Source organism: Nesterenkonia aerolata, from assembly GCF_031470965.1.
In the GTDB taxonomy this organism is placed as follows: domain Bacteria; phylum Actinomycetota; class Actinomycetes; order Actinomycetales; family Micrococcaceae; genus Nesterenkonia; species Nesterenkonia aerolata.
This window is the reverse complement of the sequence record NZ_JAVKGR010000007.1, coordinates 46351-62297: the sequence shown is the minus strand read 5'-3', so window position 1 is coordinate 62297 and position 15947 is coordinate 46351. Positions and strand designations below refer to the sequence as shown.

Genomic DNA, 15947 nt, shown 5'->3' with positions numbered 1-15947 from the left:
GCACCACAGCAGGGAAGCGAGTCCACACCTTCACTAGTGAATCGAGCTGGTTGCCGAGAACACACATCGTCGCCAGATGAGGGACAAGCACATACACTCCATACAGGCTGCGTGCGTTGCGCCCTCCGAGACGTCTTACGAGGTATCAGGAGATATCAGCCGAGACGCCACAGGCAGAGACCGAAGCTCGCGCCAGCTCGCACAGAACTTCACACTAATTTCATCGCATGCCAGGAAGGACTTCGTATGGCAGAGGCCACCGAACCGACGACTAAGGAGCCCAGCAGCCCCGACGGCCCCTCCCCCACCTCGGGGAACGGGCGGTCTCAGCTCAGCCTCCCGGTCTTCATCGGCTCCGCGGCACTGATCATCGCCTTCGTCCTCTGGGCCTGGCTCGCGCCGGAGAACGCCGAGTCGGTCATCTTCGGCGTCACCGGATGGGTCGCCAGAAACCTCGGCTGGTACTACGTGCTCACTGCCGGAATCATCGTGGTGTTCGTGCTCATCGTCGCCTTCTCCCGCGTCGGCCGCACGAAGATCGGTCCTGACCACTCCTCGCCGAAGTTCAATCTGTTCACCTGGACGGCGATGCTCTTCGCCGCCGGCATCGGTGTGGACCTCATGTTCTTCGCCGTCTCCGGCCCCGCTGCGAACTTCCTCACCCCACCGGAAGGCACGGCCGAATCGATGGAGGCCGCCCGCCAGGCCTCACTGTGGACGATGTTCCACTACGGCATCCCCGGCTGGGCGATGTACGCCCTGATGGGCATGGCCTTCGGCCTCTTCGCCTACCGCTACCACCTGCCGCTGAGCATCCGCTCCGCCCTGTACCCCATCGTCGGCCGCCGGGTGAACGGTGCGGCCGGAGACGCCGTCGAGATCGCCGCCATCATCGGCACCATCTTCGGCATCGCCACCTCCTTGGGCATCGGCGTGGTCTTCCTCAACTACGGTCTCTCCTACCTCTTCGGCTGGGAGGAAGGCCCCACGGTCCAGGTCGCGCTCATCGTGCTGGCCGTCATCATCACCACCATCTCCACCGTCTCCGGTGTGGAGAAGGGCATCCGGCGGCTCTCCGAGCTCAACGTGGTGCTCGCCGTCATCCTGCTGGTCTACGTGCTGGTGGCCGGGCACACCCAGTACCTGCTCAACGCCCTGGTACAGAACATCGGCGACTTCTTCGCTCGCTTCCCCTCGATGCTGTTCAACACCTTCGCCTACGCGGACACCACCGGTGAGTACACCTCAGCCGACTGGATGACCGACTGGACGCTGTTCTTCTGGGCCTGGTGGATCGCCTGGGCCCCCTTCGTCGGCCTGTTCCTCGCCCGCATCTCCCGGGGACGCACCCTGCGCCAATTCGTCATCGGCACCCTGATCATCCCCTTCACCTTCATCCTGCTGTGGATCTCCATCTTCGGAAACGCCGCCATGGAGCTCTTCCGCGGCGGCGCCGACGAATTCCTCACCTCCGCAGCAGAGTCCCCGGAATCCAGCTTCTACACCCTGCTGCTGGAATACCCCGGAGCCAGCTTCGCGATCGCCGTCACCGTGCTGACCGGACTGCTGTTCTACGTCACCTCCGCCGACTCCGGCTCCCTGGTCATGGCGAACTTCACCTCCCGCTCCACCGACGCCGGCCAGGACGGCGCCGCCTGGCTGCGCATCTTCTGGTCCGGGGCCATCGGTGCACTGACCCTGGTCATGCTGTTCATCGACGGGGTCTACACCCTGCAGTCGGCGACCATCATCATGGGCCTGCCGTTCTCCGTGGTCATGTACCTGATCATGGTCGGCGTCTGGCGGGCACTGCGCCGCGAACGCCTCACCGTGGAATCCCGCGAAGCGTCGCTCTCCTGGGTGCTCTCCAGCCGCGCCCGGGAATCGGTGGAACGCGGCGGCTGGCGGCGTCGTCTGGCCCGCCACATGACCTTCCCCAATGCTGCCCAGGTCACCGAGTTCCTCAACGAGGTGGGCGTGCCCGCCGTCGAAGAGGTGGCCGATGAGCTGCAGGCCCAGGGCGCCGATGTCAGCTGCTCACGCGGCACCGCACAGGACACCGATATCCCCACAGTGGATCTGCACGTCCGCTTCCGCGACTCCAGCGAGTTCAAATACCAGATCTACCCGGTGGCCTACTCTCTGCCGAGCTTCGCCAATAACCCGGGCACTGTGGAGAGCAACTATTACCGGGCGGAGATCTTCTCCGCCACCGGCTCCCGCGGCCACGACATCATGGGCTACACCAAAGAACAGGTCATCACTGACATTCTGGACGCCTACGAGCACCATCTGACGTTCCTGACCATGAGCGGTGACCACGCGACCACCCTCGGCGAGGACATCGCCATCCCCGACGAGTGGGAAGACGCCGACTCAGTGGAGGACAAGGCCTGAACGACCCGCTTGAGCACAGGGCCCGAGCCTACAGCCGCATAGGCGCAGACAACCTCGCACAGAGCCCGGTGCATCCAGACAGACCTGGCAAGACCCAGACAGATTCCCAGAGAAACAAGGAGCTTCGATGAGCGCGACACTGTACATCGACGGACAGTGGGTTCCCGCCGTCTCCGGCGAGACCCGCACGATCTGGTGCCCGGCCGACTTCGACCGTCAGGTCGGCGTCGTCGCCGAGGCCTCCGCAGAGGACACCGAGAAGGCGATCGCCGCAGCCAAGCGGGCCTTCGAATCCCGGGTCTGGGCGGACACCCCGGCCCGCGAGCGCGGTGACCTGCTGCTGAAGGTCGCCGAGAAGATCGCCGAGCGCAAGGACGACTTCGCCCGGGCCGAGGCCCTGGACACCGGCAAGAGGCTGGTCGACGCCGAGTACGACATGGACGACATCATCGGCTGCTTCCAGCACTTCGGGAAGCTCGCCGACGCCGACCCGGGTCGTCTCGTCGACGCCGGAGACCCGAAGATCGTCTCGAAGATCGTCCACGAGCCGGTCGGCGTCTGCGGGATGATCACCCCCTGGAACTTCCCGTTGCTGCAGGCCGCTTGGAAGATCGCCCCCGCCCTGGCGGCGGGCAACAGCTTCGTCCTCAAACCGGCCGAGCTGACCCCGCACACCGCGATCCTCACCATGGAGGTTCTCGACGAGTTGGGCCTTCCGGCCGGCGTCGGCAACCTCATCCTCGGTGCCGGTGCCACCGCCGGTGCGCCACTGTCCTCGCACCCGGATGTCGACCTCATCTCCTTCACCGGTGGTCTGGTCACCGGGCGGAAGATCGCCGCGGCAGCCGCAGAGACGGTGAAGAAGGTCGCGCTGGAGCTTGGGGGTAAGAACCCGAACGTGATCTTCGCCGACGCCGACTTCGAGGCCGCCGTCGACAACGCGGTCTCCGGCGGGTACGTCGGAGCGGGGCTGGTGTGTTCCGCCGGTCGCCGGGTGATCGTCCAGGACACGATCGCCGAGGCCTTCACTGATGAGCTGGTCCGCCGGGCCGAGGCCATCCGGATGGGCGGCCCCTTCGATGAGTCCGCAGAGACCGGCTCGCTGATCTCGGCGGCCCACCGCGACGTCGTCACCAAGTACGTCGAGGACGGGGTGGCCGAAGGCGCACGTCTGCGCACCGGCGGCCACTGGGGCGGCGAAGAGCTCTCCGGCGGCTATTTCTACGCCCCCACCGTGCTGGACCAGGTGGAGCGGGGCATGAGCGTCCTGGTGGAAGAAGGATTCGGCCCGGTCATCACCGTCGAGACCTTCTCCACTGAGGAAGAAGCCATCACCCTGGCCAATGACACCGAGTACGGCCTGGCCGGAGCGGTCTGGAGCTCCAACCGCGGCACCGCCCACCGGGTGGCCTCTCGGCTGCGCCACGGCACCATCTGGATCAACGACTACCACCCCTACGTGCCCCAGGCCGAATGGGGCGGTTTCAAGCGCTCCGGCATCGGCCGTGAACTCGGCCTCGCCGGGCTTGAGGAGTACCGCGAGACCAAGCACATCTGGGAGAACACCGAGCCCGCGCCCGCCGGGGACTTCGCCGACCCGGCGAAGTGAGCGTGACCCCTCCGAAATACCGCCTCTGGATACCAAACCTGGACATCGAACCTGGATATCGGATCTGGAGAACGCATCTGATAAGGAGAAGATCGTATGAGCGAACACACCTATGACTACGTCGTCGTCGGCGGCGGTTCGGCCGGCGCAGCAGTGGCCGCGCGGCTGAGCGAGGACGCCGATGTCACCGTCGCCCTGCTGGAGGCCGGCCCCACTGACGCCGATAAGGACGTGGTGCTCACGCTGAACCGCTGGCCCGAGCTGCTGGAGTCCGGCTACGACTGGGACTACCCCATCGAGCCGCAGAAGAACGGCAACTCCTTCATGCGTCACGCCCGGGCCAAGGTGCTCGGCGGGTGCTCGTCCCATAATTCCTGCATCGCCTTCTGGGCACCCAAGGAGGATCTCGACGAGTGGGAGGAGATGGGCGCGACCGGCTGGAACGCCGAGAACTGCTACCCGCTCTACCAGCGGTTGGAGACCAACACGGCTGAGGGCGAGCACCACGGCCGCTCCGGGCCGGTGCACCTGATGGATGTGCCCGAAAACGACCCCTGCGGTGTGGCGCTGCTGGAGGCCTGCGAGGAGGCCGGCATCCCGCGCACTCCGTTCAACTCGGGTGAGACCGTGGTCAACGGCGCGAACTTCTTCCAGGTCAATCGCAAGGAGGACGGCACCCGCTCGTCCTCTTCGGTCTCCTACCTGCACCCGATCCTGGACCGCGAGAACCTGACCATCCTCACCGATTCATGGGTGAAGCGGATCGTGATCGACGAATCCCAGCGCGCCACCGGTGTGGAGGTGGTCGACAACGCCTTCGGCCGCAGCCACGTCGTCTCGGCGAACCGTGAGGTGGTCATCTCCGCCGGGGCGATCGACTCGCCGAAGCTCCTCATGCTCTCCGGCATCGGACCGGCCGAACACCTGGAGGAGATCGGTATCGACGTGCTCGTCGACTCCCCCGGTGTAGGTTCGAACCTGCAGGACCACCCGGAGGCCGTCATCGGCTGGGAGGCTGCGCAGCCGATGACCACGGAGTCCACCCAGTGGTGGGAGATCGGCATCTTCTCCCCCACTGAGGACGGCCTGGACCGCCCGGACCTGATGATGCACTACGGGGCAGTGCCCTTCGACATGCACACGCTGCGCCAGGGCTACCCGACCTCGGAGAACAGCTTCGCGCTGACCCCGAACATCACTCACTCCAAGGCCCGCGGCACCGTGCGGCTGAGCTCCATCGACTACCGGGACAAGCCGAAGGTGGACCCGATGTACTTCACCGACTCGGAGGGCCACGATCTGCGTGTGGCTGTTGAGGGCATCAAGCTGGCACGGAAGATCGTCGCCCAGCCGGCGATGTCACAGTGGGCCGGCCGGGAACTGTACCCGGGCGCGGAGGTCACCTCTGATGAAGCCCTGGGTGAGTACGTGAAGAAGACCCACAACACGGTCTACCACCCGGCATGCACGGTGAAGATGGGTGCTGAGGACGACGTCATGGCCCCGCTGGACCCGAGCCTGAAGGTCAAGGGCGTCTCCGGACTGCGTGTGGCTGACGCCTCGGTCATGCCTGAGCTGGTGACGGTGAACCCGAACATCACCACCATGATGATCGGTGAGCGCGCCGCCGACCTGATCAAGGCCGACCACGCCTGAGGCTCACCTGGCTCTCGGCAGCGACAACGGCTGGCCCCTGGGACATTCTCCCGAGGGCCAGCCGTTGTCGCTCAGATCGATGTCAGGGTGACGACTACTCACGATCCCGTAAGGAACCTCCGCCGAGCCGTGACGAGGCACCGAAGATGATCATGCCGATCACCAGACCGATTCCAGTAGCAACCACACCGTGTCCGGCCTCTCCCGAGACCATCCAGGCCATGGCGCCGCCTAAGAGACTCAGCGGCAGAGCGATCAGCAGAGCAGTGATCAGGGGCTTGGAGTTCTGTGTTGTGTGTTCCATGTCCCTCAGTCTTCCCGACCCGTGCGCTCGACCATGACCTCGTACCCGTCACACCGCTGTCGTCCGATACGACGACCCCAGCGCATGACGCATGTCACCCGCATGAGGGGCACAGTGTTACTATGACGCCGTGACTCACAGGGGCGTACACGAACCAGACGACGGGGCGTCCTGGTTCACCGGGGAACGGCGTCACATCAGCACAGGCTTCGATGACCGGCAGACCGCCGGCAGCCGCCGTCTCTGCGCGGCAGTCGCACATCACCTGTCTCCCGATGCCGGGAACATCCTCGATATCGGCTGCGGTGGCGGTGAGATCCTGCAGCTCGCCCTTGCTCTCTGGCCCAACGCCCGGTTCGTGGGAATCGATCCCGAACCGGAGGCTCTCGCACGTGCCAAGCATCGGCTGCAGGAGTCTCGTGTCCGTCTGATCTCGGCTTCGGCGGAGACCCTGGACTCCGCCGTAGATGTTGAGGAAGCCTTCGACCTCATCATCTGCCACCTCAACCTCGCCCTTTGGGACTCCCCTGAGGACGGGCTCGCACAAGCGGCCGCGCGACTGGCACCTGGTGGGGTGCTCTACGTCGTCGATCTCTCCCGGCCCTCTGACGCGGAGTTGCGGGAATTGCTATCGCTGACCGAGTCCGAGGAGGAACGCGAATATCTCACAGTCCAAGCTGAGACCTCCATGACGCTGGAAGACGCCGAACAACTTGCACGTGGCGTGGTAGGGACATGCCCCCATCCGCTGCACCTCAGAGTGGCGCGCGGCGGACTCGCCGGCTACTCCTTCGACTCTGCTGAGGCCGCCGAGCTGTGGAGCGATCCGCATATCCGCGATGCCGTGGCCGCACTGGAGGATTCGTCTCAGAAAACTCCCTCCGCAGACCCAGTCCTGTACTGGGAGTTTCGACGTCATGGGTGAACACCGCCTGGAATCGGAACACGTCACCTCTGAACAGTATGAGACCACCTTCGGCTGGAGATGGCATGCCTTCCACTCCGTGCTCATCACTGCGGCCACCATCACCTCGGCGATCATCGCCGAAGGACCCGGCATCATCCCCATCGCATCAGGTGCCGTCATGCTGGTGCTGCAGTGGACCCTCGGCCGTCAGGGGCTGAGCAGGACGACGCGGCAGCTGAGTGCAGAGCCGGTCGCGCCGAAGGGCAAATGGCCGTACCTGATCGGGATGAGTGCGGCGTTCCTCTGCGTCTGTGCTTCTTCCACCGGAGGCGCGCTCTTCCTGCTGCCGCTAGTGCCGCAGTTCTTCGCTCTCTGCGCACCCCTGGCAGCCTCCATGATCACTGTGCTGATGACCTTGACCGCCGGGATCACGATCCTCATCCACGGCGCCGAAGGCTCAGCCGGGACTTTCCTGCTCATCCTGATCGCCGGGGTCATCAGCGTCGCAGCGGGAATTTGGATCGCCGGAATCCTCAGCCATGCACGCCGACAGTCCATGACCATCGATCGGCTCGAGGAACGGGAGACACAAATCCTCGAAACCGCCCATCTTCAGGGCGCCGCGCAGGAACGTCTGGAGATGAGCCGTGAGATCCACGATGGATTCACCCAGCACGTCACCGCGAGCCTCATGCAGATGCGACGCACTGAGAATCTGCTCGATGCCGGCGACCACGCGGCGGCACATGAGCACCTGCGCCTTGCGATGGAACACACCGAACAGGCGATCGCAGAGTCTCGGTTCCTCCTGGCCCAGGAGTCGCTGGACACCGATTCTTTGACGGTCACCGAGCTCGTCGAACGCATCGCGGGGCTGTACAGTTCTATCGCCGAGGCCCAGACCAGCGTGACCGTCATCGGTGAAACCCGGGAGATGGAGCCGGCTTTGCAGCGCGGGCTGCGGCGGATCCTCACCGAGGCGCTGTCCAACGCTCTGCAGCATGCCGATGCCCACCAACTAGACATCACCGTCGAGCACTCCGAGACATCCGCCGACGAGCGCCACGTCAAACAGCTGCGGCTCGTCATCGCCGACGACGGCCGCGGCTTCGACCCCACCAGCCTGGCCGATGACCCCGGACGGGGCTACGGCCTCAGCGGGATCGCCGCACGAGCGGAGGACCTCGGTGGCTCCAGCCGCATTGACTCCTCCCCCGGGCACGGCACTCGGATCGAAGTGCACCTGCCGATGTCCTGCCCGCACTCAGCACATCCCGATGACGACCCAGCTGATATCCCAGCTGACGCCCCAGCCTCACGAGCGGAGAACCTGACCAGATGACTGCCCCGCAGCCGACGATCACCCGCCTGGTGGTCGTTGACGACCATGAGATCATCCGACACGGTTTCCGGGAGGCCCTCGCCGACCAGGAGGACGTGACCGTCGTCGGTGAGGCCTCTCACGGCCGGGAAGCGCTGAAGCTGTTGGAGAGCACCGCCGCAGATGTCGTCGTCACTGATCTGCATATGCCGGTCATGGATGGCATGGAACTGCTGGAGAGACTCTCCACGCAGCATCCACACATCACCACTATCGTTCTGACGATCCTCGCTGAGCCGGACAAGATCCAGCAGTGTTTGGACCTCGGCGCCAGCGGTTATCTGCTCAAAGACGCCACCACCGACGAGATCATCCGGTCCCTCCGCCGCGCCATGGAGGGGGAACTGGTGCTCTCCTCGACCGTCGGTTCGCTCATCGCCAGACGCCTGCAGGACCGAGAGGACAGCACACTCAGCGATCGAGAGCTTGAAATCCTGCAGGCCGTCTCCACCGGTGCGACGAACGCGCGGATCGCCTCCGAACTCTTCATCTCCGAAACCACTGTGCGCACCCACCTCAGGCGCGCCTACGCCAAACTCGGCGTGCAGGATAGGACCTCAGCCGTCACCGTCGCGCTCTCCCGTGGACTGATCCATCCCAGCACTGCGGATTCGGGACGCTAAGTTCACCACGCCTGGCTGACCGGCAGCGAGTCCTCACCGCTGCGCTGAGACCGCCTGCCCGACGGCATGAGATGAGACACGACGAGGTTATGCACGCTGTGTACTATGACTGCAGACTCAAGACCATCGAGGCGCCCTAGAGCGCATAGCAGACCGCTGATGAGGTGGTACCGGTAGACAGGGCCGCCGGGGGCATCGTGCAGCCCTGCGAAACCAGGCACAGTGAGCATCCCGAGAATCGGATGATCGCGCCAGATGACCTCCTCGGCCAGTGCTGTGGTCACCACGGCGAGGATATCCTCCGGCTCCTGGGCATGGCGCTGTCCAGGGTTGAGCAGCCCTATAATGCCTCCCGCACCCAGAGCCACTCGAGCCGTTCTCGGCATCGGCGCGGTCCAGGCGATCACCCCTGTGACGAGGTCATAGCACTTCTGCGCACGCTGCGGAGGCCCCAGCTCAGGATACCGCCGCGCTGCCGCGGCGATGACACGCGGAAGGCTGAGGTGGACGGCTCGTCGGATCAGACCTCCGCAGAGGCTCATACCTCCCCGCGTCCGCCGAATGGCAGCAGATACAGCGGCACCTCGTCCACACCATCGAAGCCGAGGAGAGAGGAGACCTCATCGTCGCAGAAGCCGCCCAACGGCCTGGAGGCCAGGCCGAGTGCAGCACCGACGAGCTGGAGATCCTGGGCCAGGTGACCGGATTCCATGAGCGCGAACCGCAACGCCCGCTGACCGTATTTGAAGCGGGACCGCCACGGCATCGCCGAGATGACCACGGTGAATCCGGCGGCGGCCACGATATCGGGCTGCAGTGAGGCCTCTCCAAGCGCATCCAGGTCCACCGGGGAGATCCAGACCAGTTCTGCCTGCCCCGTCTCGGGCATGCGTACGTAGTAGAGACCGGGATCGACTCCGGGGACATCAGTGACGACTGTCCAGACATCAAGCGGGTTCAATGCACCAGCCGAGGGCGACGGCCTGCGAGGTTGGGTGCCGAAGCCGGGCCCGGTTTCGTCCACAGGCTCCCAGCTCAGCCGAAGCACAGTGGCCATCTCTTCGAGAGAGACGGGTTCTCCGGAAAGCTGCGGGGCCGAGCGACGCGCCAACAGGGCTTCGGACAACGAGGTCTCCAGCACTGTCGCTTCCGGCAGCCGCAGGGATTTCCTGGACTGGTACCCCCGGTACGCTCGGGCGATGACCGGGTGCATCTCGGGTGTCTGTTCCAGCATGGTGACCCCGGGGGCGTCCCAGCCCATCGCGTCACGATGCAGTTTCGAAGCCTCGATGAAGTCCTCGGCCGGGTCGCCGACCTCGGGCGGCCCTGATCCACCATAGACGATGTCGGTCAGGTTCGCGCTGTGGATATCAGAATCCACCATCTCAGGTACTCCTGTCTCTGGCTGAGGTGCCTTGAGGTGCCTGATATGTGGGGCACCGTTCGTGTGCTGATCAGGGGTGCCGGTCAGAAGCACACGGATCAGGGGAAGGGATGCGGGCGCGGGTTCAGCTCCGCCGTGCTCACCGGGCCGTCGCCTAGACCCACCTGCTGGGGACGCTGTCGGATTCGCTGGCCTCCCATATAGCGTTGGTGCCACCCCGAGTCTAACGGGCTCAACGCCGCGGAGAAGACCTTGACCACGCTCAGCCCTGCTTCGGCGATGTCCGGACTGGTCACGTCCACCGCCGTGGCGTCAACACCCCGCCCGTCGGTTTCTTGGCTGCTGAGCCTGGACATGATCTCCCTGATGGCAGCGCCCGGTGTCTCATCGGGCACTCGAGGGAGGTCGTCGACGGCGACGGTCTGGGTGCTGGCGGTCAGAAATGCCGCCGCCTCGATGCTTCGGGGATGCAGAGACATGCGCACGTGGTCGTCGAAGGTGCGCACCTGCTCGAACCCCTCGTCCGGGTCGAGGATCGCTCCGGCACGCTGCTCCGACATCGCCCAGGTGCGAGTCTGAAATGCCTCGATAGCCGCCTTCTCGCAGGCCCTCACAGGATCAGTCGAAGCGGCGGCACCCAGAGCCAGAGGCGCGATCTCATTATGGGGGTTCCTGATCACGGCGAGCACTGTGGGCACCTCGACCAGGGCCGAGAGGTCGATCAATGTGACCTCCAGCCCCGTCTGCTCGAGATGGGTGGCGAAGAACGCCGCCAACTGTGGGTCCGAGTCGATCTCGATCTGCGGCAGGCTCAACATCCGGTACCAGGTGGTGACGAAGGCATCGCGTTCGACGAGTTCCAGCAACCCTCCGAGTGTCGCCTCCTCGAGAGTACTCCCACAGGCCAGACCGTTGGATGTGGGATATCCGATCATGTGGTGCGGGTCATCGGAGGGGACCATGTACACCAAATCGGCCGGTACGAGCCGTACGCTCTGATCGGCGAGGTCTGTCCCCGCCGCCCACGTCACTGATGTGTCCTCTTCGAGAGGCACATAGGGGAAGGCCGGGTCCTCGTGCTGTTCCTCGGCGAAGAGGGTGAGTTCCTCGGGCTCCGTGTGCCGGGCCCCGTACAGTCTCAGAGTCTCCGGTGTGGCGATGATCAGATCTTCTGGGTCTCGCCAGGCCACGCTGTACCGCTCGGCCGTCTCACCGATCGCCGCAGCGGTGGCCTGTTGCAGGCTCTGGTGTCCGCCTCCGTTGAGTTCGTTGCACCCGGCCCCGAGCACCGCTTCGGAACGGCACGCCTGGGCACCGACGGCAGCGAGCGCGGCATCATCGTGGTCATGGAGCTGCCCGAAGGTACGGTGAGCGATACCCACCAGATCGGAGTGAAGCGCCGCGAGCCGACGCCGACCCACCTCAGGCTGCGCCCATGCGACGCCGTAGTCCAGATGCGGAACAGTGCGGCGTGCGCTCAGCGACGCGGCACCGATGTCATGTGTCTGAGTCATCCTTTCTCCCCTCCTTGCGCGGCCGGGTGGGCCCAGACCTGGGGGTTCCCACGGCCACGCGTCGGCGAGCAGACCGGGCAGCGCGGTACGCGCAACACATGCTGCTCCTCGACGGTGAGACCGGGGGCACCGCGGGAGATGACGCACATGCGTCCGGGAGCCGCTGCCGAGGCTCGATCGTCGAGGCCGATGAGTTCGACGATCTTCTGGCTGAGGATCCCCGCCACTACGTGATCATGCCCGGCCGGCACGGCTCGCCGCGGTGAGGTCTCGAGGGATTCGGCCTCGACGAGCTGATCGACCAGTGTCGGGTCCGGCGAGTTCGCCGCCCGGCGCAGCCACACGCATTCTAGGCAGGCTGATGAGGAGGGCACCATCCACGGACCGATGAGGGTGCGGACCCCATCACTCTCCACCACCGGCATCCACCGACGACCCGTCCGCACCGCAGCATCGTTGGCGCGGATCAGACGACGGTCACGCAGGTGGTCTCCGATGACGACCGGCAGCGCAGCCGGGTCCTCGAAGATCTCTTCGACGGCCGAGAGCTCATGATCGATGCTCACAGGCACCTGAGTCTCGTCCAGGCTGGTACGCAGCACTTGGCTCAGCGGTGAGTCAGCGACGATCGCGACGCGCGTGGCCCGGAGGCGCTCCTGCAGCTCATGGAGGTCGGAGGCCTCAGGGTCCAGAGCCCAGAGACTGCGCGCCGCAGAGCTCACCGTGTCGATGTCCTCCTGTGTCGTCAGACCGGCACGTTCGAGGAAGTCGAGGAAATTCGTCAGGCTCTCCTCTTGCTCATCGGTGGGCAGAGTGAGATGTCCTGCTGCAGACTCCGCCACCAGGGACTGCAGATAATCGGCGAGCCGTCGGTTGGTCAGCTGCGTGGTGTGGTCACCACGTCGGATGAGCAGAGAATCCTGATGACGCAGCGTCTGCGTCTGCGGCATCAGAGGGACATTCACGGTCATCGTCTTTTCTCCTCGTGAGTATCGTCAGTTGTCTCGTGACGGCGAATCGCCTCATCGACATCAGTCGGGGCGCGGCCCAGGACCTCGGTGAGCTGGGCGCTGGTCATCGGTCTCTGGGTGGCCTGCGAGCCAATCCACTGCTGGTGACCCACCACGGCAGCGGCATAAGCCGGCCCGGCGAGCTCCGTCAGATGCGACTGCAGGGCATCACCGGAGACGGGGACGGTGTGTGAGCTACCGCCGAGACACCCCGCCCAGCGTTCGAGCAGGTCCTCGACGGAGAGCGGTTCAGCCCCGACGAGTTCGTAGGTCCCGCCACGACGCTGCGGCGCTGTACAGGCCTGCACGGCTGAAGGCACGTCATGGGCGCTGATCCATGCGGCCGTCCCTGACCCATAGGCGTGGTAGATGCGGCGACCTTCGCGCAGGGAGTCCCGGTAGACACCCAGGTCCTCGACGACAGGCCCGAGGCGAAGCACGGTCGCATCAGGCCGATGCGCCCGAAATTCCCGCTCGCGATGTGCGAGAGTCTGCAGATACTCCGAGTCCGGCGTCTCAACTCCGACAGTCGACAGCACCACAGTGTGGACCGCAGATGCCTCGGATGATGGAGCGTAGGACGACGCAGAGTCTTCGTCGGGCATTGCGCTGCGCCATGTGGTGTCATCAGTGGACCAGAGGTCAACGGTGAATACGTCGTCAGACAGATTCCGGTCTGCGGCGAATGCTCCGGTCAGGGAGCGTCGTTGGGCGACGATCTCCGCCATGGGTGATTCCTCTCGGGTGATGGGTCGGGTGGGTCGGCAGGATCAGCGGCGTTTCTGAGGTGCCCAGCGGAAGAAACGGACGGCGAGCAGCACGGCACCGAGTGTCCATAGCCCGGGAACCCAGAGGATCTCCCCCATCAGTTCGGACACAGCGGCGTCTCCGGCATAGGCTTCGGTGGCCCCCTGCACGACGCCGCTGAACGGCAGCCAGTCAGCGATATCGGCGAACCACTCGGGCACCCGATCAAGAGGGAAGAAGACCCCGGATGCCATCAGGAGGGGTAGGCAGATGGCGTTGGCCAACGGTGCGGCGGCTGTCTCACTGCGAATGACGACGGTCGCCGCAACACCCAGGGCGCTTCCGAGGAGGAAGGTCATCGTCAGCGCAGCCAGTGCGGTCAAGGGGAAGGCGGGAGTGACGTCGAATGCCAGCATTCCGATGAGTCCGAGGCACACGACTGTTCCGCCCGCCACGATGATCCCGGCTCCCATACGGGAGCCCAGATACACCCACCGAGACAGAGGTGTCACCAAGACCCGCTTAAGCTGACCGAATTCGCGCAGGTAGGTCAGCGTCACTGCCAGATTCGTCAGGGTTCCCGAGGCAAGGGCAAGCACCATAGTCGCCGGGACATAATATTCGGCGGCGCTGCTGGCGTCGTCGCTGGTGGCGGTGAAGGCCACCAGGAACAGCACTGGAAGCGCCAGTGTGAAGATGATCGATGAGGGATTGCGCAGTTGGGCACGCACGTCGTATCCGAACTGCCCGACTAACAGGGCCAGTCCCGGACGGGGAGGACGGAAAGAGGTGGTGCGGTAGGTCGTCGTCTCAGGGTCGGCCGTCTGGGTCATCGTCGGGCTCCTGACTTCTCTGCGGTACTCGTGGGCGAGGGGCTTATCGGTGAGGGTCTGAGGCTCAACTCTCAGCACGATGCGTGAGCGTCGGCTCGCAGCAGTCGAAGGTAGGCATCTTCGAAGGTGGGGCTGCTGACCTGAACGTCTACGAGGTCCTCACCGAGACTGCGGTTGAGCTGCACGACACTCTGTGAGACATCCTCAGTGGCGAGGATGAACCGCCCGGTTTCTGCCTCACGGTGGGCGCCCAGAGTGTTCACGGCTGTCTCAGCGGATCCGGTCACGAAGCTAATCGTCGTGCCTCCTGCCGTCTCGTCACGGATCTGTTCCGCGGTTCCGGCACATGAGACCTCACCTCCGCGAAGAATGACGATGCGATCTGCCAGGTGCTCCACCTCTTGAAGGTCATGACTGGTGAGAAGAACGCTGACTCCGTCACCGGCGAGATCACTGATGAGTCCCCAGATATCGCGTTTCGCGCTGGGGTCGAGTCCGGTGGTCGGCTCATCGAGGAAAAGTAGCTCGGGGCTGCCGATCATCGCCAGTGTCAAATCGAGCCGGCGACGTTCACCCCCGGAGAGACGGTGTACTTTCTGGTGCCGTAGAGCCAGCATGCCGACACGGTCCAGCATGGCATCAACCGGCTGGGGCTCGGAGTACCAGAGAGCGGTCATCTGGGCGAATTCGGCGACGCTGAGGTCAGCGTCAAGCCGAGTGTCCTGGAGAATCACACCGATCCGCTCACGCCAACTGCGAGGTGCACGCCACGGATCTTGACCCATGACGCGGACAGTGCCCTGATCCGGTCTGCGGAAGCCTTCGAGGCAGTCCACCAGAGTGGTCTTCCCAGCCCCGTTCGGCCCCAGAAGCGCGACGGTCTCCCCAGGTGCCACAGTCAGCGCGATGTCGGAGAGGACACGCCGGCCGCCCAATTCGACTCCGACACCGTCCACGGCAATCGCCGCGACACCGTGCTGAGCGACACCATGCTGGGCGATAACATGCTGATCTGCTGTGGTGTGCATGCTGGTCACGTCCTTACTGATACGTCGTGGGGATCTTCGGGTCCGTTGTCGCCTTCGGGCTCGTTGTCATCTTCAGATCGGGAAGCCAGAGCATTCGGGGGTCGGGCTGCCGAGCGCCAGGGCATACCGCACCCCAACCCCCGAATGCTCCGAAATCGCTAGCACCGTCGGTCAGAGACCGAGGTCGACACAGCCGGTGCAGCACGTCGAGGAACTCGACGAGCACCGTGCCGCAGTGGGCTCGAACAGGGTGGTGGAACGCCCGAAGGACGTCACCGTTGTGTCCTCGATCAGCGAGACGAAGTCTGCGTGGCGGATGGACATGTCTGTGTCACTCCTTGGTGGTGTGGATATGTACTGTGAGCGACGGGCTGTCCCGCTCACTCACATGACCCATCTCACGCACTGGTCCCGCCGAAGACAAGGCTTTCCCGTCAGGTTCGTCGCGGCTGGTGACACCGGTGTCCTCCGTTCGGACGACACCGCCTCGTTCACATCGATGGCTCATCCCGCTCACACCGCTGCCAGGACGACCGTCTCAGCCCAGTACCGCA

At 64.8% G+C, this 15947-nt stretch carries 15 protein-coding genes; 6 read left to right on the top strand and 9 right to left on the bottom strand.

What is annotated here, in order from left to right; translation table 11 throughout:
* Positions 1 to 246: 246 nt before the first annotated feature.
* The 3 genes from betT (at position 247) to RIL96_RS07455 (ending at position 5662) form a co-directional block, all read left to right on the top strand.
* A complete protein-coding gene (gene betT / locus RIL96_RS07465) occupies positions 247 to 2397 on the top strand; it encodes a choline BCCT transporter BetT (protein WP_310548391.1) in 2151 nt (716 codons plus the stop codon).
* 127 nt (positions 2398 to 2524) lie between these two features.
* Positions 2525 to 4006 carry an aldehyde dehydrogenase family protein gene (locus tag RIL96_RS07460; protein ID WP_310548390.1) on the top strand — a complete coding sequence of 494 codons (1482 nt, stop codon included), beginning with the start codon at positions 2525 to 2527 and terminating at the stop codon, positions 4004 to 4006.
* A gap of 96 nt (positions 4007 to 4102) precedes the next feature.
* Positions 4103 to 5662, top strand: a complete 1560-nt coding sequence (locus RIL96_RS07455) for a GMC family oxidoreductase (RefSeq protein ID WP_310548389.1) — start codon at positions 4103 to 4105, stop codon at positions 5660 to 5662.
* 94 nt (positions 5663 to 5756) lie between these two features.
* Here the strand turns inward: RIL96_RS07455 and RIL96_RS07450 are convergent, their stop codons facing one another.
* The gene (locus RIL96_RS07450) at positions 5757 to 5966 is read right to left on the bottom strand and encodes a hypothetical protein (RefSeq protein WP_310548388.1); all 210 of its coding nucleotides are present in this window, start codon (positions 5964 to 5966) and stop codon (positions 5757 to 5759) included.
* Positions 5967 to 6096: 130 nt separating this feature from the next.
* On the opposite strand from RIL96_RS07450, the gene RIL96_RS07445 reads away from it, so the two are divergent.
* From RIL96_RS07445 to RIL96_RS07435, 3 genes are read left to right on the top strand one after another with little or no spacing between them, the layout of a single operon-like run.
* A complete protein-coding gene (locus RIL96_RS07445; protein ID WP_310548387.1) occupies positions 6097 to 6891 on the top strand; it encodes a class I SAM-dependent methyltransferase in 795 nt (264 codons plus the stop codon).
* Entirely contained in the window at positions 6884 to 8215 is a 1332-nt protein-coding gene (locus RIL96_RS07440; RefSeq protein WP_310548386.1) for a sensor histidine kinase, read from the top strand. The genes RIL96_RS07445 and RIL96_RS07440 overlap by 8 nt, the downstream gene beginning before the upstream one ends.
* Positions 8212 to 8877, top strand: coding sequence for a response regulator (locus RIL96_RS07435; protein ID WP_310548384.1), 666 nt, complete (start codon positions 8212 to 8214; stop codon positions 8875 to 8877). Before RIL96_RS07440 ends, RIL96_RS07435 begins: the two co-directional genes overlap by 4 nt.
* A gap of 2 nt (positions 8878 to 8879) precedes the next feature.
* Here the strand turns inward: RIL96_RS07435 and RIL96_RS07430 are convergent, their stop codons facing one another.
* From RIL96_RS07430 to RIL96_RS07395, 8 genes are all read right to left on the bottom strand, one after another.
* Positions 8880 to 9419 (bottom strand): hypothetical protein, encoded by a 540-nt coding sequence (locus tag RIL96_RS07430; RefSeq protein WP_310548383.1) that lies wholly within the window; start codon positions 9417 to 9419, stop codon positions 8880 to 8882.
* A complete protein-coding gene (locus tag RIL96_RS07425; RefSeq protein ID WP_310548382.1) occupies positions 9416 to 10261 on the bottom strand; it encodes a SagB/ThcOx family dehydrogenase in 846 nt (281 codons plus the stop codon). Before RIL96_RS07425 ends, RIL96_RS07430 begins: the two co-directional genes overlap by 4 nt.
* A gap of 98 nt (positions 10262 to 10359) precedes the next feature.
* Positions 10360 to 11775, bottom strand: a complete 1416-nt coding sequence (locus RIL96_RS07420) for a YcaO-like family protein (RefSeq protein WP_310548381.1) — start codon at positions 11773 to 11775, stop codon at positions 10360 to 10362.
* On the bottom strand, positions 11772 to 12746 hold the full coding sequence (locus RIL96_RS07415) for a TOMM precursor leader peptide-binding protein (protein WP_310548380.1): 975 nt from the start codon (positions 12744 to 12746) through the stop codon (positions 11772 to 11774). The genes RIL96_RS07420 and RIL96_RS07415 overlap by 4 nt, the downstream gene beginning before the upstream one ends.
* A complete protein-coding gene (locus RIL96_RS07410; protein ID WP_310548379.1) occupies positions 12743 to 13513 on the bottom strand; it encodes an SDR family oxidoreductase in 771 nt (256 codons plus the stop codon). Before RIL96_RS07410 ends, RIL96_RS07415 begins: the two co-directional genes overlap by 4 nt.
* 42 nt (positions 13514 to 13555) lie before the next feature.
* Positions 13556 to 14365, bottom strand: a complete 810-nt coding sequence (locus RIL96_RS07405) for an ABC transporter permease (protein ID WP_310548378.1) — start codon at positions 14363 to 14365, stop codon at positions 13556 to 13558.
* A gap of 71 nt (positions 14366 to 14436) precedes the next feature.
* Entirely contained in the window at positions 14437 to 15393 is a 957-nt protein-coding gene (locus RIL96_RS07400) for an ABC transporter ATP-binding protein (protein ID WP_310548377.1), read from the bottom strand.
* A 171-nt stretch (positions 15394 to 15564) separates the two neighbouring features.
* Positions 15565 to 15717 (bottom strand): hypothetical protein, encoded by a 153-nt coding sequence (locus tag RIL96_RS07395; RefSeq protein ID WP_310548376.1) that lies wholly within the window; start codon positions 15715 to 15717, stop codon positions 15565 to 15567.
* Between the last annotated feature and the right edge of the window lie 230 nt (positions 15718 to 15947).

Excerpts from the sequence above, each read along its gene's own strand:
- betT (WP_310548391.1), top strand. The coding sequence starts at position 247 with ATGGCAGAGGCCACCGAACCGACGACTAAGGAGCCCAGCAGCCCCGAC.
- RIL96_RS07460 (WP_310548390.1), top strand. The coding sequence starts at position 2,525 with ATGAGCGCGACACTGTACATCGACGGACAGTGGGTTCCCGCCGTCTCC.
- RIL96_RS07455 (WP_310548389.1), top strand. The coding sequence starts at position 4,103 with ATGAGCGAACACACCTATGACTACGTCGTCGTCGGCGGCGGTTCGGCC.
- RIL96_RS07450 (WP_310548388.1), bottom strand. The coding sequence starts at position 5,966 with ATGGAACACACAACACAGAACTCCAAGCCCCTGATCACTGCTCTGCTG.
- RIL96_RS07440 (WP_310548386.1), top strand. The coding sequence starts at position 6,884 with ATGGGTGAACACCGCCTGGAATCGGAACACGTCACCTCTGAACAGTAT.
- RIL96_RS07435 (WP_310548384.1), top strand. The coding sequence starts at position 8,212 with ATGACTGCCCCGCAGCCGACGATCACCCGCCTGGTGGTCGTTGACGAC.
- RIL96_RS07430 (WP_310548383.1), bottom strand. The coding sequence starts at position 9,419 with ATGAGCCTCTGCGGAGGTCTGATCCGACGAGCCGTCCACCTCAGCCTT.
- RIL96_RS07425 (WP_310548382.1), bottom strand. The coding sequence starts at position 10,261 with ATGGTGGATTCTGATATCCACAGCGCGAACCTGACCGACATCGTCTAT.
- RIL96_RS07420 (WP_310548381.1), bottom strand. The coding sequence starts at position 11,775 with ATGACTCAGACACATGACATCGGTGCCGCGTCGCTGAGCGCACGCCGC.
- RIL96_RS07415 (WP_310548380.1), bottom strand. The coding sequence starts at position 12,746 with ATGACCGTGAATGTCCCTCTGATGCCGCAGACGCAGACGCTGCGTCAT.
- RIL96_RS07410 (WP_310548379.1), bottom strand. The coding sequence starts at position 13,513 with ATGGCGGAGATCGTCGCCCAACGACGCTCCCTGACCGGAGCATTCGCC.
- RIL96_RS07405 (WP_310548378.1), bottom strand. The coding sequence starts at position 14,365 with ATGACCCAGACGGCCGACCCTGAGACGACGACCTACCGCACCACCTCT.
- RIL96_RS07400 (WP_310548377.1), bottom strand. The coding sequence starts at position 15,393 with ATGCACACCACAGCAGATCAGCATGTTATCGCCCAGCATGGTGTCGCT.
- RIL96_RS07395 (WP_310548376.1), bottom strand. The coding sequence starts at position 15,717 with ATGTCCATCCGCCACGCAGACTTCGTCTCGCTGATCGAGGACACAACG.